The following is a 19,817-nucleotide window of genomic DNA, read 5'->3' as shown; positions in this document are numbered from 1 at the left end:
GGTGGTGGTTCCCTTCCGGGGGAGCCACCGCCCCGTTCGCCTGCCATCCCCCCGTACGAGGAGACCGAGCGCTGATGTCCGACGCCACCGACCCCTGGCTCATCGTGGGCCTCGGCAATCCCTGCCCCGAGTACGCGGCGAACCGGCACAACGTCGGGTTCATGGTGGCCGATCTGCTGGCGACGCGGATCGGCGGGAAGTTCAAGCGGGCGCAGAAGGCGCAGGCGCAGGTGGTGGAGGGGCGGATCGGTCCGCCGGGTCCGGGGAGCCGGCGGGTGGTTCTGGCGAAGCCGATGTCGTACATGAATCTTTCGGGCGGTCCGGTGACGGCGTTGCGGGACTTCTACAAGGTGCCGTTGGATCATGTCGTGGCGCTCCATGACGAGCTGGACATCGATTTCGGGATGTTGCGGCTGAAGCTGGGTGGCGGGGACAACGGGCACAACGGGCTGAAGTCGATGACGAAGTCGATGGGGCCGGACTATCACCGGGTGCGGTTCGGGATCGGGCGGCCGCCGGGGCGGATGCAGGTCGCGGATTTCGTGCTGAAGGATTTCGGGTCGGTGGAGCGCAAGGAGCTGGCGTTCCTGGTGGACCGGGCGGCGGATGCGGTGGAGTGTCTGCTGGCGGAGGGGTTGGAGCGGGCGCAGAGCGCGTACAACTCGTGAGCGGGGGCCTGTTCGCCTTGGCCGCCGCGTGCACCTTCTGACCAGGGTCTGTTCCTCTTTGGCGCCGCGTGCAGCACCTTCTGACCGGGGTCTGTTCCCCTTTGCCGCCGCGTGCAACTCCTGACCGGGGCCTGCTCCCCCTTGCCGCCGCGTGCACCTTCTGACCGGGGCCTGCTCCCCTTTGCCGCCGCGTGCGACTCCTGACATTTCTGTCCCTCGTGGGGCGTTTTTCGGCCACAGGTTGACCGGGGGCTGTGCTCTGGCCAAGGATCTGCCCCCATGAAACGGAGCTCTTCCCAGCGTGCGGCGCTCGTGGGCCGGCGGACCGCCATGGGGCTGGTCGCCCTGGTGCTGCTGGTCGCGGGGGTGTGGTCGTCGTGGGGTGCCGCGCACCATGTGGTCCTGGCCAAGGGGCGTGAGCACGGCATGCTGACGGTGACGGAGTGCGGTGCGGAGACCTGCACCGGCCGGTACGAGCCGGATGCGACGTCGGCGGCGCGGGCGCGGGTGACGGTGGAGAGGTCGGTCGCCGCGGCGAAGGGGGACCGTTTTCCGGTGGTCGTGAAGCCCGGTACCGATGTGGTGGTCCGCACGGGGGTGCCGGGCTTTCTGCATGCCTGGATTCCGCTGGGCGGGGCGATGGTGCTGGCCGCTTTGGTGATCGGCGGCGGGCTGCGGATGCCGCGTACGGCGTGGGGCGTCGGTACGGCGGGGGCGGCCCTGCTGGTGGCGACGTTCGTCGCGCTGTAGCAGGGCCGCCCCGTTCGAGGCGTGCGTACGGTCAGCCGGTGTTGCGCAGGCCTGCCGCGACGCCGTTGACGGTGAGCAGCAGGGCGCGGGCGAGGAGCGGGTCGGGGTCTTCGCCGCGTTCGGCTGCCTGGCGCTGGCGGGCCAGCAGGGAGACCTGGAGGTAGGAGATCGGGTCCAGGTAGGCGTCGCGGATGGCGAAGGTCTGCTGGAGCACCGGGCTGGTGCCGAGCAGTTCGGTGGAGCCGGTGACCTTGAGGACTTCCCGGACGGTCAGCGCGTGCTCGGCCTCGATGGCGTCGAAGACGTGCTTGAGTTCGTCGGGGACGAGTGTGTCGACGTAGTGCCGGGCGATGCGCAGGTCGGTCTTGGCGAGCGTCATCTCCACGTTGGAGAGGAAGTTCCGGAAGAAGTGCCAGTGCTCGTGCATCTCGTCGAGGACGGTGTCGAGTCCGGCTTCGCGCAGGGCCTTGAGGCCGGAGCCGACGCCGTACCAGCCGGGCACGATCTGCCGTGACTGGGTCCAGCCGAAGACCCACGGGATGGCCCGCAGGCCGTCGAGGGAGACGCCCGAGCCGGGGCGGCGGGAGGGCCGCGAGCCCAGGTGCAGGTCGGCGAGCTGGTCCACGGGGGTGGAGGCGAGGAAGTACGCGGGCAGGTCGGGGTCCTCGACGAGCTTGCGGTAGGCGCTGTGGGCGGCGTCGGAGACGGTGTCCATGGCCGCGTCCCAGCGGGCGAGCGCTTCGTCGGACTGGCGGGGTGCGGTGTGCAGGGCGGATGCCTGGAGGGTGGCCGCGACGGTCAGTTCCAGGTTCTCGCGGGCGAGGGCGGGGATGAGGTACTTGTCGGAGATGACCTCGCCCTGCTCGGTCACCTTGATCTCGCCCTCCAGGGTTCCCCAGGGCTGGGCGAGGATCGCGTCGTGGGAGGGGCCGCCGCCGCGCCCGACGGTGCCGCCGCGGCCGTGGAAGAGGCGCAGGCGTACGCCGTAGCGGTGGGCGACGTCGCGCAGCCGGCGCTGGGCGCGGTGGATCTCCCACTGGGAGGTGGTGATGCCGCCGAACTTGGAGGAGTCGCTGTAGCCGAGCATGACCTCCTGGACGTCTCCGCGCAGGGATACGAGGCGGCGGTAGGAGGGGTCGGCGAGCATGGCGTCGAGGATGACGTCGGCGGCCTTGAGCTCGTCGGTGGTCTCCAGGAGGGGGACGATGCCGATCTTGGCCCAGCCGGCGTGGAGGTCGAGGAGTCCGGCCTCGCGGGCGAGGACGGCGGCGGCGAAGACGTCGTCGGCGCCCTGGCACATGGAGATGATGTAGGACTCGATGACTTCGGGGCCGAAGCGTTCGAAGGCTTCCTTGATGGTGTGGAAGACGCCGAGGGTCTTCTCGCCGTCCGCGTCGAGCGGGGCGGGGGTGGGGGCGAGGGGCCGGCGGGAGCGGAGTTCCTTGGCGAGGAGCTTCTGCCGGTAGTCGCGGGGCATGTCGGCGTAGCGCCAGGACTCCTCGCCGAGGCGGTCGAAGAGCTGGCCGAGTGCGTGGTGGTGGGCGTCGGCGTGTTCGCGTACGTCCATGGTGGCGAGCTGGAGGCCGAAGGCGGCCAGCGTGCGGATGGTGCGGTCCATGCGGCCGTCGGCGAAGAGGCCGCCGCGGTGTTCGCGCAGGGAGGTCTGGATGAGGGCCAGGTCGGCGAGGAGTTCGGAGGTGCCGAGGTAGTCGCAGCCGGGGCGGTGGGGGGTGCCCTTGGCGAGGCGCTCGCGGGTGTTGACGAGCTTCTGCCGGATGCAGGTGGCCTTGAGGCGGTAGGGCTCCTCGGCGTTCAGCCGCTTGTAGCGGGGGCTGATCTCGGGGAGGCGTTCCAGGTCGGCCTGGAGGGAGGTGAGGAGCTCGTCGGTGGCTCCGGTGTAGCGGATGGAGTTGGAGAGCAGGCCGCGCAGGTAGTCGATGAGTTCGAGGGCGTCGGTGATGCCGTGCTCGTGCTGGAGGATCAGGACGTCCCAGGTGACGGCGGGCGTCACGTTGGGGTTGCCGTCGCGGTCGCCGCCGATCCAGGTGCCGAAGGTCAGGGGGCGGGTGCCGGCGGGCAGTTCGACGCCGACGCGCTCCAGTTCGGCGGCGAGGTCTTCGAGGACGTCGCCCACCGCGCCGGTGTGCAGCTCGTCGAGGTAGTAGATGGCGTTGCGGGCTTCGTCGGCGGGCTCCGGGCGGACGACGCGGAGTTCGTCGGTCTGCCAGATGAGGTCGATGTTCTCGGCGAGCCGGAGGTCGTGGCGGCGGCGGTCGGCCTCGATGACCGGGGTCTCCAGCAGCTCGGCGATGCGGCGGAGCTTGTTGAGGACCGAGCGGCGGGCGGCTTCGGTGGGGTGGGCGGTGAAGACGGGCCGGACGTTCAGGTTCTTGACGGTGGCGCGCAGGTGTTCGGGGTCGGCGTCCTTGAGCCGGTCGGCGGTGCGGGCCAGCAGCCCGCCCTCGGCGGCGCGGCGGTCGCGCATCTCGTGGGCGCGGTGGACCTGCTCGGTGACGTTGGCGAGGTGGAAGTAGGTGGAGAAGGCGCGTACGAGCTGGGCGGCGGTCTCCAGGTCGGTGTCGCCGAGGAGTGCGGCCGCCGCTTCGCCGTCGGTGCGGGTCAGGGCGCGTACCCGCTCGACGAGGTCGAGGAGTTCCTGGCCTTCCTGGCGTACGAGGGTTTCGCCGAGGAGGTCGCCGAGGCGGCGGATGTCGGCGCGCAGCTCGGGGCTGGCGGCGGGGGTCTGGTCGGCACTGCTCACAGTGTGCGGCTCCTTGCAGTGAATGAGGAGGTGCGTCGCTTCGGCGTCTCCCGGCGACGGTTGCGGTGGGAGGCGCGTGGCGGGGTGGGGGGCCCTGCGGCAGGCAGCGGTGCTGTTGCCACGCCCCGACGAGCGGGTGCGGACCGCGCTGTCCGACCCTTCCAGGATAGGTGTCGTCGCCTTCGGCGTGTCCGCAGCCCTGGCGGGGGCGGGCGAACACCGTCGGCATGGGTGCCCTACCCGGCGGGAGGTCCGGGGTACCGCGGGTGACGGGCTGGACCGGGTTCTCGTGTTGTGGGGCCCGTCACTGTCATACTTACCAAGCCGTAGGTTACGGAACCGTAGCCACGGCCGTCCGAGTACTGCTTCCTCACCCTCCGGGGGACTCCCCTATGCCGTCCACGCCCGATGTGATCGACGAGACCGGCCCGTCCACCGCCACCTCCGCTCTTCCGCCCGGCACGCTCGGCGGGGACAAGAAGAGGTCGATCGAGCAGTTCGCGCTGCTGGCGTTCATCGTGGTGCCGTTCGTGGCCCTGCTGGCGGCGGTGCCGTTGGCGTGGGGATGGGGGGTGAGCTGGCTCGATGTGGGGCTGCTGGTGGCGATGTACTTCATCGGCTGCCATGGCATCACGATCGGTTTCCACCGGTACTTCACGCATGGTTCGTTCAAGGCGAAGCGTCCGCTGCGTATCGCGCTGGCCGTGATGGGTTCGCTGGCGGTGGAGGGGCCCCTGGTGCGGTGGGTGGCCGATCACCGCAAGCACCACCGGTTCTCGGACGCGGAGGGTGACCCGCATTCGCCGTGGCGGTTCGGGGAGACCCTGCCGGCCCTGATGAAGGGGCTGTGGTGGGCGCACATCGCCTGGATGTTCGACGAGGAGCAGACTCCGCAGCAGAAGTACGCCCCCGATCTGATCAAGGACCCGGCGATCCGGGGGATCTCGCGCCACTTCCTCTCCTTCACGATCGTCTCGCTGACGATCCCGCCGCTGGTGGGCGGTCTGGTGACGATGTCGTGGTGGGGTGCGGCGACGGCCTTCTTCTGGGGTTCGCTGGTACGGGTCGCGCTGCTGCACCACGTGACGTGGTCGATCAACTCGATCTGCCACGCGGTCGGCAAGCGTCCGTTCAAGTCGCGTGACCGTTCGGGGAACGTGTGGTGGCTGGCGGTGCTGTCGTGCGGCGAGTCGTGGCACAACCTGCACCACGCGGACCCGACGAGTGCGCGGCACGGGGTGATGCGGGGGCAGATCGACTCCAGTGCCCGGCTGATCCGCTGGTTCGAGAAGCTGGGCTGGGCGTCCGACGTGCGGTGGCCGGACGCCGCGCGTATCGACTCCCGGCGCACGTCCGTACCGGCCGACCCGGCATGATTGACGACGTGGCGACCGACTCCAGCAGCGAGAAGAGCAGACCGACCTCCTCCCGGCGGGCCCGGCGGGTCCGGATGACCGGCAAGGAGCGCCGTGAGCAGCTGCTGGACATCGGCCGCGCCCTCTTCGCCGACAAGGGGTTCGAGGGCACGTCGGTGGAGGAGATCGCGGCCCGCGCCGGGGTCTCCAAGCCGGTGGTGTACGAGCACTTCGGTGGCAAGGAGGGCCTGTACGCGGTGGTCGTCGACCGCGAGATGCGCCAGCTGCTGGACATGGTGACGGGGGCGCTCACGGCGGGGCATCCGAGGGAGCTGCTGGAGCAGGCGGCGTTCGCGCTGCTGGACTACATCGAGTCGTACACGGACGGGTTCCGGATCCTGGTCCGGGACTCCCCGGTGGCGCAGTCGACGGGCACGTTCGCTTCCCTGATCAGCGATATCGCCACACAGGTGGAGGACATCCTGGGCCTGGAGTTCAAGGCCCGCGGCTTCGACCCGAAGCTGGCCCCGCTGTACGCGCAGGCGCTGGTGGGGATGGTGGCGCTGACCGGCCAGTGGTGGCTGGACGTCCGCAAGCCGAAGAAGGCGGAGGTCGCGGCGCACCTGGTCAATCTGTGCTGGCACGGGCTGGAGAACCTGGAGTCGAAGCCGCGGCTGATAGGGCACCGGAAGAGCTGATCGCGTAACCCTTCCGCACATCGTCACCCGTTGTGATGACGCGTGCGGATGTCCCGCCGTAGTGTGGTCGGGAGGGCAGAGGATTCGTCCATGGGAGGAACCATGACCGCCGAGCCGACCACCGCGCACAGCTCCCGCTGGCCGGTGCCCCCGCAGGACGGATACACCGTGGACGATCTGTTCACGCTGCCCGATCTCCCGCCGCACACAGAGCTCATCGACGGGAGCCTGGTTTTCGTGAGTCCGCAGCGACGCTTTCACCAAAAGACGATCGACCTGTTGGTGAATGGCCTACGCAGTATCGCTCCGGCCGATGTGAAGGTGGAGCGCGAGATGACGGTGGTTCTGGACCAGCGCAACGGTCCGGAACCCGATGTGTCCATCGTCAAGGCTTCCGCCGCCGCCAGCCTTGAGCAGACGCACTTCAAGGCTGCCGATGTCCTCCTCGCCGTCGAGGTCGTCTCCCCCGACTCCGAGGCCCGCGACCGTGAGGCCAAGCCGCACAAGTACGCGACCGCCGGCATCCCGCACTTCTGGCTGGTGGAGATGACCGGCACCGACCAGCACCCCGTGGTGCGGGTCTACGAGCTGGACCCGGTGACGAAGGCGTACGCCCTGACCGGCATCCACCACGACCGGCTGAAGACCGGGGTGCCCTTCCCCGTGGACATCGACATCTCGGCGGACGCGCTCAAGGAGCTGTAGCCGCGGGTGGCGGCAGTCGTCACGTCCCCTTGCGGGCGATGGCGAAGATGCGGCGGAACGGGAAGACCGTGCCGTAGGGGCCCGGCGGGTACGCCTCGCGGAGCAGGTCGCGGTATTCGGTGACGAACGCGTCGCTGGCCTCGGGGTCGTCCGCCAGGGCGGTGAGGACGGGGCGCAGGGCGGTGCCCTTGACCCAGTCGAGGACAGCGTCTTCGCCGTGCAGGGTCTGGAGGTAGGTGGTCTCCCAGACGTCCGCCGTGCAGCCCAGGTCCCGCAGGCGGGTGAGGTAGTCGGTGGGCTCCAGGACCGAGGCTGCGCGGTCGCCGGTGGAGTGGAGGCGGGGGCGCCAGCGGTCGGACTCCCTCAGCTGGGCGAGGAGCCGGTGGCTGGGGGCGGTGAAGTTGCCGGGGACCTGGAAGGCGAGGGTGCCGCCGGGGGCCAGGGCGTCGAGCCACCGGGGGAAGTACGCGGCGTGGCCGGGGATCCACTGGAGCGCGGAGGTGGAGACGATCAGGCCGTACGTCTCGGTGGGCGCCCAGGTCGCCGCGTCGGCCTCCGCGAAGTCGAGCAGGGGCGGGCGGGCGTGGGCGGCGGCTTCGGCGAGCATCTGCGGTGAGGTGTCGTAGCCGGTGATCCGGGCGGTGGGCCAGCGGTCGGCGAGGAGGGCGGTGACGTTGCCGGCGCCGCAGCCGAGGTCGGCGACGCGGGGTGCGGGGTGGCCGGGGAGGTCGCCGATCCGGGCCAGGAGGTCGTGGAAGGGACGGGTGCGGTGGTCCGCGTGGCGCAGGTACTGCCGCGGATCCCAGGTGGGTTCGGTCGTGGGCGTCGTGGGTGTCATGGGAAACAGGATCACGCGCAGAATCTCTTGATGTCAAGACACTTGAATTCAAGAGACTTCATGTCGACAGACCCTCTACACTGATCCACATGGAGGACGAGGTCGACCGACTGGTCGCTGCATGGCGCCGCGAGCGCCCCGACCTCGACGTGGAACCACTCGAGGTGCTCAGTCGCGTCTCCCGCCTGGCACGCCACCTCGACCGGGCCCGCCGGATAGCGTTCGCCGAGCACAATCTGGAGCCCTGGGAGTTCGACGTGCTCACCTCGCTGCGCCGGGCCGGCGCCCCGTACCAGCTCTCCCCGGGGCAGCTGCTCACCCAGACCCTGGTCACCTCGGGCACGATGACCAACCGCATCGACCGGCTGACCAAGAAGAACCTCGTCGAGCGGCTGCCCGACCCCAGCGACCGGCGCGGGGTCCTCGTCCGGCTGACCGCCGAGGGGCGTGACAAGGCCGACCAGTCGCTGGCCGGGCTGCTCGACCAGGAACGCGCCATCCTCGGTGAGCTCTCCCGTTGTCAGCGCGGTGAACTGGCCGATCTGCTACGCCAGTTGACTGCCCCGTTCGACAACATCCCCGGCTAGCCGGACCGTCACGGGCTCCGCCGGGCCGACCCCCGCCCGCCGGGCGAGCGCCACGGCCGCGAGCGTCGAGTGCACCCCGAGCTTGCCCAGGACGTTCTGCATGTGCGTGCGGACCGTGTGCGGGGAGAGGAACAGCCGCTCCGCGACCGCCTTCCGGCCGAGCCCCGCCACCATGCAGCGCAGCACCTCCCGCTCGCGCGGCGTCAGGGACTCCACCAGCTGCTCGCTCTCGGTGCGGTGCTTACGGGTCGCGGTCAGCTCCCGCAGGACACCGGTCAGCAGCGCGGGAGGCAGATGCGTCTCGTCGCGCAGCACGCCTCGGATCACGGTGAGCAGCCGCTGGAGCGAGCAGTCCTTCGCCACCCACCCCGAGGCCCCTGCCTGGAGCGCGCGGGCGGCGCACCGGGGGTCGTCCCGCTCCGCGAGCACCACCGAGCGGACGGCGGGACGGGCCGCGCGGACCCCGGCGACCAGCGAGATGCCGTCGACCAGGGTGCCCTCCTCCTGCCGGGGCACGGGGAGCGCCGGGACGCCGCCGGTGGCCAGGGCCCCCAGCTCGGCGTCGACCAGCATCACGTCGTACGGGCGTGCCTCGGCGGCCGCGCGCTCCAGTGCGCGCAGCGCGGCCGGGCCGCTGCCCGCCGCCGCCACGTCCACGTCCGGTTCGGCCGCGAGGGCCGCCGCGAGCGATTCGGCGAAGATGCGGTGGTCGTCGACCACCAGAACCCGGATCCGAGCCACAGAGAGACCCCCATCAGCGGGGGCGGACAGCTGCGGGTACGGCGTCCGGAACTTCCGGCCGGCCCGTGGCCTGCCTTCCGGGTGGCCCGTGGTGCTCCGACCGCCGTCGTATGCGCCGCCTGCCGCCCCGCTCCGGGCGCCGTACCCGACTCTCTCGCCCCCTGATTCGGCACCGGCCCCCACCGGTGCTGGGATCAGCGTACGGGCGGGGGCCGGAGGGGGAAGGCAATTCACGGAACTGATGGCCCGGGGTGGTTGCCGGGGTGTTTAGGGTGGGGTTCATGTTCCGTCTTGAGACAGAAGTAGACAAAGAACGTCGCATTCTGCTGAGCGGGCGTCTGCACGAGGACAACGTCGCGGCATCGGCCGGCCTGCGTGCGCTGCTCTCCACCTCGGCCGAGCACGAAGCGCCGCTGGAGGTCTGGGCGTCGGACGAGCACGGCGCTCTCGCCGGCGGGCTGACCGGGCGGACCTGGGCGTACTGGCTCCATGTCGACCTGCTCTGGGTCGATGCCCGCCACCGCTCCGCCGGCCTCGGCTCCCAGCTGCTCGCCGAGGCCGAGCGGGTGGCGCGCACGGAGCGGGCCTGTACCCGCTCCCGGCTGGAGACCTGGGACTTCCAGGCTCCGGACTTCTACCGGAAGCAGGGGTACGAGGAGATCGGCCGGGTCGAGGACTACCCGTCCGGCGTCACCGAGTTCATCCTGGTCAAGCGGCTCTGAGGGCCCCTGTCCGTACGTCGGTTCACCGCAGCCGCCGCGCTCCCGCCGAGGAGACCGCGGCGAAGATCCCCGGTGCCGCGTGTCCCGCCCCGGCGAACGCCTTGGTGACGGCCTCGGCCACCGTGTCGGCCGCCGCCGCCTCCACCAGCACGATCGCCGAGCCGCCGAAGCCGCCGCCGGTCATCCGCGCCCCGAGCGCCCCGGCCTCCCCCGCTGCCGCGACCGCGAGGTCCAACTCGGCGCAGGAGACCCGCAGATCGTCCCGGAGCGAGCGGTGGCCCTCGTCCAGGACCGGGCCCGCCGCCCGCACCTCGCCCGCGTCGAGCAGGGCGATGACCTGCTCGACCCGGCGGTTGTCGCCGACGACATGGCGTACGTAACGGATGACGGACTCGTCCGCCCCGGCGTCCGCGAGGGTGGCCAGGGCCGCGTCGAGACCGTCGTACGGGAGGTCGCGCAGGGTGGGTATCCCCAGCAGCCGGGCGCCCTCCTCGCAGCCGGCCCGGCGCTCCGCGTACGCCCCGTCGCCGAGCGCGTGCTTGACCCGGGTGTCGACGACCAGGAGCGTGAGGCCCTGGGCGGCCAGGTCGAAGGGGACCTGGCGCAGGGTGAGGTCGCGGGTGTCCAGGTGCAGGGCGTGGCCCTCGGTGCAGCAGGCCGACGCCATCTGGTCCATGATCCCGCAGGGCACGCCGACGAAGTCGTTCTCGGCGCGGCGGCCGACGACGGCGAGCTCGGGTCCGCTCAGGCCGAGCTGGAAGAGGTCGTTCAGGGCGAGCGCGGTGACGGTCTCCAGGGCGGCGGAGGAGTACAGGCGCAGGATGCCGTCGGTGCGCGTCGAGACGGCGGAGCGGGCGGTGTGCGGGAGGGCGACCGGCATGACGAAGCCCTCGTCCGAGCTGGAGCGCAAGTCCGCGACCGCGGCCCGTCTCTTCGACATCCGGCGGATCATCGCCGGCCTGTTCGTGGTCTACGGAGTGATCGTCACCATCGCCGGGATCAGCCCGTCCGACGCCGACCTGAAGAAGGCGGAGGGCGTCCACATCAACCTGTGGACCGGCCTCGCCATGCTGGCGCTCGGCCTGTCCTTCCTGGTCTGGATGAAGCTCCGCCCGGCGCAGGCACCGGCCGCGCCGGAGGCGGAGCCGGGGGCGGAGCCGGGGTCCGACGCGGGCTGAGACGCCGTCGGCCGTGCACACCAGGGGCCCTGCGTCACCCGATCCGCCGGGGGGCGCAGGGCCCCCGCTCCGTACCGCCGTTGCCGCCGTTGCCGCCGCCGTGGTCCGCCGCCCGGTCCAGCAGTCCCGTACGGGCCGCGAGGGCGGCCGCCTCCAGCCGGGAGCCGACGCCCAGCTTCATCAGGACCCGCTGGACATGGGTACGGGCGGTGCTCGGCGCGATCCGCATCCCGGCCGCGATCAGCCGGGTGTCCTCGCCCTCGGCGACCCGGACCAGGACCTCCGCCTCGCGCGGGGTCAGTATCTGGAGCAGGCGGCGGCCCTCGTCGTCGGGCTGGGCCGCCGGGTTGAGCAGCTCGGCGAAGGCGCCGCGCAGCAGTTGCGGGGCGACCGCGCTCTCCCCCGCCCGCGCCTTCAGCATCGCCCGCTCCACGCCCTCGATGCGCTCGTCGTGGCGGACGTACCCCGCTGCCCCGGCCGCGAAGGCGGCGGCGATCCCGCGCGGGCTGGGCACCGGACCCAGCACCACCACCGCCACCTGCGGCCGCTGCTGGCCGATGCGCACGATCGGGTCGAAGACCCCCGGCGCGGCGGGCGACGCCGTACCGAAGAGGCAGACCTCCGGGGCCCTGCTGACCACCAGCTCCGCCGACCCGGACGTCGGGGCGGCCGCCGCGAGCACCCGGTGCCCGCGCAGCTTCAGCGCCGAGGCGAGCGCCTCGGCGAGCAGGCGGTGATCATCGACCACCATGAGCCGCACGCTCATCGATCAAGCCCCCAAGTGACCTGGTAAGCCCTGAATTCCGTCCCCCCGGACTCCTGCCCCGGCAAGGTACACGCTTGTTCGACGCCGTGTGCCCCTTACGGGGGAGGAGCCCCCCGAAATGCCGATCTCCGCGCCGTTCTAGACCACGTGAGTGGCAGAAAACGATCAGCCCTGCCGGTCGGTGATCGACTGGCAGGGCTGATCGGCAGCATCCGGCGCCCGGGAGAGCGTCGGTGTCACTCGGTGCGGAAACCCACCACCAGGTAGAGCTTCTCGTCGGCCTGGCTGTCGCGGCGCTCGCTGATCAGCTGCTTGGAGAGGTAGAAACGGCCCTCGCCGTAGAGGAGTTCGGAGTGGTCGATGGAGAACACGGTCTCCGCGTCCCGCACCGCCTCGTCGCTCGGGTTCTCCATCAGCAGCGTCTGCTCGAAGGTCTCCCCGTCGATGGAGACGATCTGGCCCCCCTTGTCGTACGGGGGCCGCTTGTACGCGATGACGCTGGTGCCGTCCATCCGGAGCGGGACCAGGCTGTAGCGGTCGCCCGCGTCGGCCCGGCCGCCGAGCAGCTTGCCGGTGGTCAGGTCGAAGGCGACGACCTCGTTGGTGTCGCCGTACTCGCTCGTCCCGTCGTGGTCCTCGGTCGGCAGGTAGAGCCGGTTGTTGCCGACGACCGCCGCCCGGCAGTTCTCCACGTCGGTGGAGCCGCAGCGCGCCGCGTACTTCTCCGCGTCGGCGGAGATCCGCACGATCAGCTTGCCGGTCGCCGCGTCGACCGAGAAGAAGTCGGAGATGCCGCTGCCGTCACCGGCGGTCTCGCCGACGTTGGCCGCGACGACCAGCGGCTTGGTGGAGACGATGGAGGCGTACTCGACGCCCGCGGGCATCCGGAACGAGGAGAGCGGTGCACCGGTGGCCGGGTTCAGCGCCTGGACGGTGAGCTGCGGGCTGTCGTACGAGCCGCACTTGCGCACCACGGCGAGGGCCTCGCCACCGGCGTACCCCATGTCGTAGCAGCGGTCGGCGTCGACCTTCGGCTTCCAGAGCTCGGCGCCGTCGTCCAGCTTGAAGGCCGCGCCGCCCGAGGTGCCGCCGGCGGCGACGGTGGTCCCGCTGAGCGTGACCTCGTCGAACTGGACGGGCCGGTCGCCGCCGGTGGCGGCGGTGACGGACTTGCTCCACAGCAGCTTGCCCGCGGCCAGGTCGACGACGCCGACCTGGTTGCACGCGGGGTACTTCCTCGCCTTGGTCGGCTTGCCCTCCTTGAAGAGGATCGCCGTCTTGAAGTCCTTGCTCATGTGGCGGGAGGCGCCGCAGACCTCGCCGGGCACCGCCACGGACCAGAGCTTGGTGCCCTTGTCCCGGTCGTGGGCGACGACCGCGTTGACGCCGGACTTCACGTACGCCTTGTCGGTGAGCCAGGAGCCCTTGACCGAGGTGACCTCGGCGACCTCCGGCTGCGGGAGCTGGAAGGCGACCTTGGACCGGGTGTTGCCGGGTGCCTTCTCGCTGCCGCCGGCCAGTCCGCCGCCCTCGCCGCCCTTACCCTCGCCGCCGCCGGTGGAGCCGGACGAGGACGCCTGGCCGCCCGTGTCGTCACCCTGGGTGGAGCTGTAGACGACGGCCGCGCCGATGATCAGCACCACGGCGACGGCCGCGGCGACGATGATCTGCATCTGGGTGCTGAACTTCTTGCCGCCGCCGGCCGGGGCGCCGGGCTGCGGAGCCCCGTACATCGGCTGGGTCGGGTAGCCGTAACCCTGCTGCGGCATCCCCGGCTGGCCCGGGTAGCCAGCCTGGCCCGGGGCTCCCTGCGGGTAGCCGTAGCCGGGCTGGGGGGTCTGCGGGTAGCCGTACCCGTTGGGCTGCGGGGCCGGCGGTGTCGGGTAGCCGCCCTGCGGTGCGCCGTAGCCACCGGGGGGCGGGGGCGTCGGGGAGCCGTAACCACCGGCGGGCGGGGGCTGCTTGGCGAAGGGGTCCGCGGGCGGGGTCGGCGCGCCGAACCCGCCGGGGGGCGGGTCCTGCGGGGCGCCGAACCCGCCGGCGGGCGGGGCGGCCGGCGGCTGGTTCGGCGGACCGGCGGGGGGGCCGGCCGGGGGCTGGTTGGGCGGCTGGTTCGGGGGCTCGTTGGGTGGCTGCTGCGGCGGCTGGGTCATCGCGTACGTACCTCGGGAGATGGGTGGTGGGGGCGGGGGCGCGTCCGGCCGGGAAGGGCCGGACGCCTGCGGACGCCGTCGTGAGCGGTCACTTGCTGAACACCAGGGCCGTCGCCTGCTCCATCTCCTCCTCGTCGCGGCCACTGACGCGCTGGGTGAGGACGTAGGAGCGGCCGCCCTGGTACAGGGGCCGGGCACCGAAGAGGCCGTTCTCGATCCGGTTGGTCCCCTCCGGGTGCTGGAGCAGGACGCTGGTGGCGCCGCCGGTCGGCGGGAGCGTGAGGATGGCGCCGGCCTTGTCGTACCGCGGCTCCAGGTAGAGCAGCACCTTGCCGCCCTCCATCCCGATCGGGCGCAGGGTGCGCTCGGCCGGGGCGGGCGCCGTCCACTTGGGCTTTCCGGTGTTCAGGTCGAAGGCGACGACCTTGTTCGTCCGCGCGGAGCCGGTGTCGGGCTTGGTGGCCATGTAGAAGGTGTCGGCGTCGGCGGCGACACCGGTGCACCCTTCGAGTTTCTGGCCGAAGATGGCGAACGAGCCACCGCAGTTGGCGACGACCTCATCGCCCTTGGCGGGGCTCAGCTGGGAACGGAGCTTGCCGTTCCCGGTGAACGCGGCGACCGACCCCTGCTTCTTCTTGGCGTTCTCCAGCGAGACCACGAGCGGGCTCGCCGAGTAGACCTTCTTGATCTCCCAGCCGCGCGGCGGCCGATAGGTCCACTTGGCCTTGCCGCTGACCGGGTCCAGCTCCTGCAGCTGGTGCTGCGGGTTCTCGACGTCGTCGTTGCGGCAGTTGGCGGCGGCGATCAGCTTCGGGCCGCCGGCGAAGGCGAAGGTCTTGCAGTTGCCCGCCGGGGTGCCGAACAGCTCCTTGCCGTCGCTGACCCGGTACGCGCTGGAGTAGCTGGTCCGCCCGGCGGTGACCGTGTCCCCGCTGATGGCGAGCCCGATGTCGGACATCAGGTCCCAGGTGCCGTTCTTCTTGACCGGCGCCTTCCAGCCGGCCTTGCCGGTGTTGAGGTCGATCATCTGGAGCACGGAGCAGGTGGACCGGTCCGTGGTGCCGCTCTCGATGCCGATGACGATCTTGCCGTCGGGGGTGGCCGTGTCGGGGGTGGCGCAGACATCGGCGGGGAGCGCCACGGACCACTTCTTCTTGCCGTCGGCGACCGCGTAGCCGGAGATCCCGCGGTACATGGCCCGGACGATCGTGTCGCCGACGAACCAGGGGCCCTGGATCTCGGCGCCGTTGCGCGGGAGGTCGACGTCGTTCTTCTGGAGCCAGGCGACCTTGGCCTCCCCCGGCTTGCGGCCGGCGTTGAGGTCGTCCTCCGACTCCCGGCCGCCGCCGGTGCCGTCGCCCTCGTCGACCGTCGGGGACTCGCTGGGCTTCCCGGACGCCTTGGGGTCCTCGCCGGCGCCGGCGACCGGCTTCTTGGGGTCGTCGCCGCTGTCGCTCACCACGTACCAGGCGCCCGCGCCGACGAGCAGGACGACGGCGACGGCCGCCGCGGCGAGGATGCCGGTCCTGCCCTTGAAGGGGCCGCCACTGCCGCCGGGACCGCCCGGGGCGGGGACGCCGGGGTACTGCTGCTGCGGGTAGCCGTGACCGGCCTGCGTGGGCAGGCCGTACGGGCCGGAGGCGGCCTGCTGGCCGTAGGGGCCGGGGTGCTGGCCGTAGGGGCCGGGAGGCTGCTGCCCGTACGGGCCGGAGGGCTGCTGCCCGTACGGACCGGAGGGCTGCTGGCCGTACGGGCCGGAGGGCTGTTGCCCGTACGGGCCGGGGGCCTGCCCGGCCCCGGGCTGACCGGCCGGTGCCTGCGGCGGCTGGGGTGGAGCCTGCGGCGGCTGGGGCGGGGCCGGCGGCTGGTCCTGCGGCGGCTGAGGAGTTCCCGGCGGCGGCTCCTGCGGAGCCCCGAAGCCCCCCTGCGGCGGTTGCTGGCTGGGCGGCTGGCTCATCAGCACGTCCCCCTTCGTGCGGGCCGGTGCCCGATCCGGTCTCCCCCGCGATTCCGGGAGGATTCGATTTCCCCGGAAAGGAGCGGATCGGGCATGGCTTGCGCGGTGTTGCGACAGTCGAGCGGGGCTTCTTTGTACCACCCGTCGGCCATCGAACACCGGATCGGTCCGCCCCCTGTTCCCAAGGGAGAACCGCGTTGTGATGCCCTCGTTACGACCGCCCGGAGGTGACGGTCAGTCACCGAAGGCGAGCATCGCCACGATGGCCTTCTCCTGCTTGTCGTCGCCCCCGCTGATGTACGGCTGCAGGAGCACCACCCGTCCGCCGGAGTAGCTGACCACCGCTTCGCGGAAGGGCTTCTCGACCGTGCTCGCCGAGTCGGGGTGGCGCAGGACCGGCTGCAGAGCGCCGCCGGTGGGCGGGAGGGCGTAGACGCCGCCGCCCAGGCGGGAGCCGTAGGCCCCCGACGCGTTCGCGTACATCAGCACCTTGCCGCCCTCGACCCGCAGGGGCAGCAGCTTCTGCTGGGCGGGGGCGGCGACCTTCCACCGGGACTTGCCCGTGGCGGTGTCGAAGGCCACGACGGTGTTGGCGGCGTCGAGGTCGCCGCCCTCGGCGGGCGCGGTGGCCAGGTAGACCGACTTCGCGTCGGCGGCGACACCCAGGCAGCTGTCGAGGGTCGGGTTCTCGGGGCGCAGCTCCTGGCCGCAGCGGGGCGCGTAGTTCTCCCCCTTGTCGCCGATCAGCTGGGAGCGGTAGGTGCCGTCGTCGTTGAGCACGACGATCGCCCACCGCTCGGTCCCCTTGCGGAGGGAGAGCACCGGCGGGTCGGTCGAGTAGAACTGGTCGACCGTGAAGCCCTTCTTGACCGGGTAGGCCCACAACTCCTTGCCGGTGGCCGGGTCGATGCGCCGTACGTGCTGGACGGCGTGGTCGTCCGCGGCGGTCTGGCAGCTGGTGGCGGCGAGGGGTACGGCGCCGCTGGCGAAGCCGTACGGCTGGCAGTTGCCCGGCAGCTTGCCCCAGAGGTGCTTGCCGTCGCTGATCCGGTAGGCGTCGGTGCGGCCGGTCCGGCCGACCGTCACGACGTCACCGTTGACGGCCATGGCGAGCTCCGAGAGCAGGTCCCAGGGGCCGCTCCGCTTGAACTGGGCGCTCCAGCCCGCCTTACCGGTCCTGAGGTCGACCATCTGGAGCCGGTCGCACTGCGCCGCGTCCGAGGTGTCGCTCTGCAGCGCGAGGACGATCTTCCCGTCCGTCGTGGGCCGGGAGGGCGCCGAGCAGACGTTGGTCCTGACGGTGAGGCTCCACCGCTGGGTCCCGTCGGCGGCGGAGTAGCCCGACACCGTGCGGTGCAGGCCCTTGGCCACGATGTCCCCGGCGAACCAGGGGCCGTACTGCGTGCCCCCCTTCCCGGGCAGGTCCACGTCGTTCTCCTGCACCCAGAGGACTTTGTTCTCGCCGTCCTTGCGTGCGGCGTTGAGTTCGGCGGGCTTCGGGGCGGGGGTCATGGTCCGGCCCGGCGGGGCGTCGTCGGGCTGTTTCGGAGCGGCGCTCCCGCTCTTCTCGGCGGCGGGCCTGGCGGCGTCGTCGCCGCCGTCGCCGGTGGCGTACCAGAGCCCGGCGCCGATGACGAGGACGCCGGCGAGCACAGCGGCGACGAGGGAGGCGGTACGCCCCCGGGACCTGCGCCCGCCACCGGGGCTTGCGGGTCCTGCGGGGCCACCGGTTCCTGCGGGGCCACCGGTTCCTGCGGGGCCACCGGTTCCTGCGGGGCCACCTGGTTGGGGATAGCCGTAGCCGTACGGGGAGTTCGGCGCGGGCTGCCCGTAGGGCGCGGCGGGCGGCGACCCGTACACGCCGGGCTGCGGCTCGAACGGTGCGCCGAAGACGCCGGGGTCCGCCCGGCCCTCTCGGTGCGGTGGCTGACCCGGCGGGCTGGGCGGCTGCGACATCGGTACGTGTCCCCCTCGTACGGTCGTACATCCCGTTCCGCAGGGTTCATGTCAGCCCCGGGCGGGGTTTCTTTGTACCACCCGCCCCACCAGCCCCATCGCGCCGGGCTGGCCCCTCGTCAGGCACCCGTGCCGACAAGCTCTCAGGCGTCCTCGGCCAGCTCCAGCCAGCGCATCTCCAGCTCGTCCCGCTCGGTGACGAGTTCGCGGAGTTCGGCGTCGAGCTTCGCGACCTTCTCGAAGTCGGTGGCGTTGTCCGCGATCTGCTTGTGCAGTGCGGTCTCCCGGGTCGAGAGCTTGTCGAGCTGCCGCTCGACCTTCTGGAGTTCCTTCTTCGCGGCGCGGGCCTCCTGGGCGGAGACGGCCGGTGCCGCCGGAGCGGAGGTGCCCCGTGCGGGGGCGGGGGCGGCGGAGGGGGTGACGGCCTCCTCCATCCGCTGCCTGCGCTCCAGGTACTCGTCGATACCGCGCGGCAGCATCCGCAGGGCGCGGTCGCCGAGGAGGGCCATCACGCGGTCGGTGGTGCGCTCGATGAAGAACCGGTCGTGGGAGATCACGATCATCGATCCGGGCCAGCTGTCGAGGAGGTCCTCCAGCTGGGTGAGGGTCTCGATGTCGAGGTCGTTGGTCGGCTCGTCGAGGAAGAGGACGTTCGGCTCGTCCATCAGCAGCCGCAGGATCTGGAGCCGGCGGCGCTCACCGCCGGAGAGGTCGCCGACGGGCGTCCACTGCTTCTCCTTGGTGAAGCCGAACTGCTCGCAGAGCTGGCCCGCCGTCATCTCCCGGCCCTTGCCGAGGTCGACCCGGTCGCGGACCTGCTGGACGGCCTCCAGGACCCGCAGGTTCGGGTTGAGCTCGGAGACCTCCTGGGACAGGTAGGCGAGCTTGACGGTCTTGCCGACGACGACCTTCCCGGCGGCGGGCTGCTCGTCGCCCTGTGTCCGGGCGGCCTCGGCCAGGGCGCGCAGCAGCGAGGTCTTGCCCGCGCCGTTGACCCCGACCAGGCCGACGCGGTCGCCGGGGCCGAGCTGCCAGGTGAGGTGGGTGAGCAGGGTCTTGGGCCCGGCCTGGACGGTCACGTCCTCCAGGTCGAAGACGGTCTTGCCGAGGCGGGCGTTGGCGAACTTCATCAGCTCGCTGGTGTCGCGCGGGGGCGGCACGTCGGCGATGAGCTCGTTGGCGGCCTCGATGCGGTAGCGCGGCTTGGAGGTGCGGGCGGGGGCGCCGCGGCGCAGCCAGGCCAGCTCCTTGCGCATCAGGTTCTGCCGCTTGGACTCCTCGGTCGCGGCGATCCGCTCGCGCTCGGCGCGGGCGAAGACGTAGTCGCTGTAGCCGCCCTCGTACTCGTGGACGGTGCCGCGCTGGACGTCCCACATGCGGGTGCAGACCTGGTCCAGGAACCACCGGTCGTGGGTGACGCAGACGAGGGCCGAGCGCCGGGTGCGCAGATGGCCGGCCAGCCAGGAGATGCCCTCGACGTCGAGGTGGTTGGTGGGCTCGTCGAGGACGATCAGGTCCTGCTCGTCGATGAGGAGCTTCGCCAGGGCGATACGGCGGCGCTCGCCGCCGGAGAGCGGGGCGATGACGGTGTCGAGCCCGTGCTCGAAACCGGGGAGGGCGAGGCCTCCGAAGAGGCCGGTGAGCACGTCCCTGATCTTGGCGCTGCCCGCCCACTCGTGGTCGGCGAGATCGCCGATGACCTCCTGGCGGATGGTCTTCTTCGGGTCCAGGGAGTCGTGCTGGGTCAGCACACCGAGGCGCAGCCCGCCGTTGTGGGTGACGCGTCCGGTGTCCGCGTCCTCCAGCTTGGCGAGCATCCGGATGAGGGTCGTCTTGCCGTCGCCGTTGCGGCCCACGACACCGATCCGGTCGCCCTCGGACACCCCGAGGGATACACCGTCGAGCAGGGCACGGGTGCCGTACACCTTGCTGACCTGCTCGACATTGACCAGATTGACGGCCATTTCACTCCTGCCCAGGGG

The 19,817-nt window shown here is 71.7% G+C and carries 16 protein-coding genes and 1 pseudogene; 8 read left to right on the top strand and 9 right to left on the bottom strand.

The features are described 5' to 3' along the window. Positions 1 to 74 precede the first annotated feature (74 nt). A complete protein-coding gene (pth, locus tag ACIQAK_RS24835) occupies positions 75 to 668 on the top strand; it encodes an aminoacyl-tRNA hydrolase (RefSeq protein ID WP_366391861.1) in 594 nt (197 codons plus the stop codon). A gap of 279 nt (positions 669 to 947) precedes the next feature. Then, a complete protein-coding gene (locus ACIQAK_RS24830) occupies positions 948 to 1,418 on the top strand; it encodes a hypothetical protein (RefSeq protein WP_366391860.1) in 471 nt (156 codons plus the stop codon). 31 nt (positions 1,419 to 1,449) lie between these two features. Here the strand turns inward: ACIQAK_RS24830 and ppc are convergent, their stop codons facing one another. Next, entirely contained in the window at positions 1,450 to 4,179 is a 2,730-nt protein-coding gene (gene ppc, locus ACIQAK_RS24825; protein WP_366391859.1) for a phosphoenolpyruvate carboxylase, read from the bottom strand. Between the two features lie 392 nt (positions 4,180 to 4,571). Between ppc and ACIQAK_RS24820 the strand changes: the two genes are divergently transcribed. The 3 genes from ACIQAK_RS24820 (at position 4,572) to ACIQAK_RS24810 (ending at position 6,937) form a co-directional block, all read left to right on the top strand. Beyond that, the gene (locus tag ACIQAK_RS24820; protein WP_366391858.1) at positions 4,572 to 5,555 is read left to right on the top strand and encodes a fatty acid desaturase; all 984 of its coding nucleotides are present in this window, start codon (positions 4,572 to 4,574) and stop codon (positions 5,553 to 5,555) included. Further along, positions 5,552 to 6,232: a TetR/AcrR family transcriptional regulator gene (locus ACIQAK_RS24815; RefSeq protein WP_366391857.1), complete on the top strand. Its 681-nt coding sequence runs from the start codon at positions 5,552 to 5,554 to the stop codon at positions 6,230 to 6,232. The genes ACIQAK_RS24820 and ACIQAK_RS24815 overlap by 4 nt, the downstream gene beginning before the upstream one ends. Positions 6,233 to 6,334: 102 nt before the next feature. Continuing rightward, the gene (locus ACIQAK_RS24810) at positions 6,335 to 6,937 is read left to right on the top strand and encodes a Uma2 family endonuclease (RefSeq protein ID WP_366391947.1); all 603 of its coding nucleotides are present in this window, start codon (positions 6,335 to 6,337) and stop codon (positions 6,935 to 6,937) included. Between the two features lie 19 nt (positions 6,938 to 6,956). Here the strand turns inward: ACIQAK_RS24810 and ACIQAK_RS24805 are convergent, their stop codons facing one another. Next, positions 6,957 to 7,775, bottom strand: coding sequence for a trans-aconitate 2-methyltransferase (locus ACIQAK_RS24805; RefSeq protein ID WP_366391856.1), 819 nt, complete (start codon positions 7,773 to 7,775; stop codon positions 6,957 to 6,959). A gap of 89 nt (positions 7,776 to 7,864) precedes the next feature. Here ACIQAK_RS24805 and ACIQAK_RS24800 point away from each other — a divergent pair, with 89 nt between their 5' ends. Continuing rightward, positions 7,865 to 8,362, top strand: coding sequence for a MarR family transcriptional regulator (locus ACIQAK_RS24800; protein WP_366391855.1), 498 nt, complete (start codon positions 7,865 to 7,867; stop codon positions 8,360 to 8,362). Here ACIQAK_RS24800 and ACIQAK_RS24795 read toward each other — a convergent pair. Next, positions 8,321 to 9,103 carry a response regulator transcription factor gene (locus ACIQAK_RS24795; protein ID WP_366391854.1) on the bottom strand — a complete coding sequence of 261 codons (783 nt, stop codon included), beginning with the start codon at positions 9,101 to 9,103 and terminating at the stop codon, positions 8,321 to 8,323. The genes ACIQAK_RS24800 and ACIQAK_RS24795 overlap by 42 nt on opposite strands. A 281-nt stretch (positions 9,104 to 9,384) precedes the next feature. Between ACIQAK_RS24795 and ACIQAK_RS24790 the strand changes: the two genes are divergently transcribed. Then, on the top strand, positions 9,385 to 9,825 hold the full coding sequence (locus ACIQAK_RS24790) for a GNAT family N-acetyltransferase (protein WP_366391853.1): 441 nt from the start codon (positions 9,385 to 9,387) through the stop codon (positions 9,823 to 9,825). Positions 9,826 to 9,847: 22 nt separating this feature from the next. Here ACIQAK_RS24790 and ACIQAK_RS24785 read toward each other — a convergent pair. Then, positions 9,848 to 10,720, bottom strand: a pseudogene (locus ACIQAK_RS24785) (galactokinase); the annotation flags it as partial. On the opposite strand from ACIQAK_RS24785, the gene ACIQAK_RS24780 reads away from it, so the two are divergent. Continuing rightward, positions 10,704 to 11,003, top strand: coding sequence for a hypothetical protein (locus ACIQAK_RS24780; RefSeq protein WP_366391109.1), 300 nt, complete (start codon positions 10,704 to 10,706; stop codon positions 11,001 to 11,003). The pseudogene ACIQAK_RS24785 and the gene ACIQAK_RS24780 sit on opposite strands and share 17 nt — an antisense overlap. A 34-nt stretch (positions 11,004 to 11,037) precedes the next feature. Here the strand turns inward: ACIQAK_RS24780 and ACIQAK_RS24775 are convergent, their stop codons facing one another. From ACIQAK_RS24775 to ACIQAK_RS24755, 5 genes are all read right to left on the bottom strand, one after another. Continuing rightward, positions 11,038 to 11,769 (bottom strand): LuxR C-terminal-related transcriptional regulator, encoded by a 732-nt coding sequence (locus ACIQAK_RS24775; protein WP_366391110.1) that lies wholly within the window; start codon positions 11,767 to 11,769, stop codon positions 11,038 to 11,040. A 236-nt stretch (positions 11,770 to 12,005) separates the two neighbouring features. Further along, positions 12,006 to 13,922: a PQQ-binding-like beta-propeller repeat protein gene (locus ACIQAK_RS24770; RefSeq protein WP_366391111.1), complete on the bottom strand. Its 1,917-nt coding sequence runs from the start codon at positions 13,920 to 13,922 to the stop codon at positions 12,006 to 12,008. An 88-nt stretch (positions 13,923 to 14,010) separates the two neighbouring features. Further along, positions 14,011 to 15,879 (bottom strand): PQQ-binding-like beta-propeller repeat protein, encoded by a 1,869-nt coding sequence (locus ACIQAK_RS24765; RefSeq protein WP_366391112.1) that lies wholly within the window; start codon positions 15,877 to 15,879, stop codon positions 14,011 to 14,013. Between the two features lie 234 nt (positions 15,880 to 16,113). Next, entirely contained in the window at positions 16,114 to 17,532 is a 1,419-nt protein-coding gene (locus ACIQAK_RS24760; RefSeq protein ID WP_366391113.1) for a PQQ-binding-like beta-propeller repeat protein, read from the bottom strand. 446 nt (positions 17,533 to 17,978) lie between these two features. After that, positions 17,979 to 19,799, bottom strand: coding sequence for an ABC-F family ATP-binding cassette domain-containing protein (locus ACIQAK_RS24755; RefSeq protein WP_366391114.1), 1,821 nt, complete (start codon positions 19,797 to 19,799; stop codon positions 17,979 to 17,981). Positions 19,800 to 19,817 lie beyond the last annotated feature (18 nt).

The sequence above is a fragment of the Streptomyces sp. NPDC088706 genome, assembly GCF_044752765.1.
In the GTDB taxonomy this organism is placed as follows: Bacteria; Actinomycetota; Actinomycetes; order Streptomycetales; family Streptomycetaceae; genus Streptomyces.
Note: the sequence above shows the minus strand (reverse complement) of the source record. Positions and strands in the feature narration are given on the sequence as shown.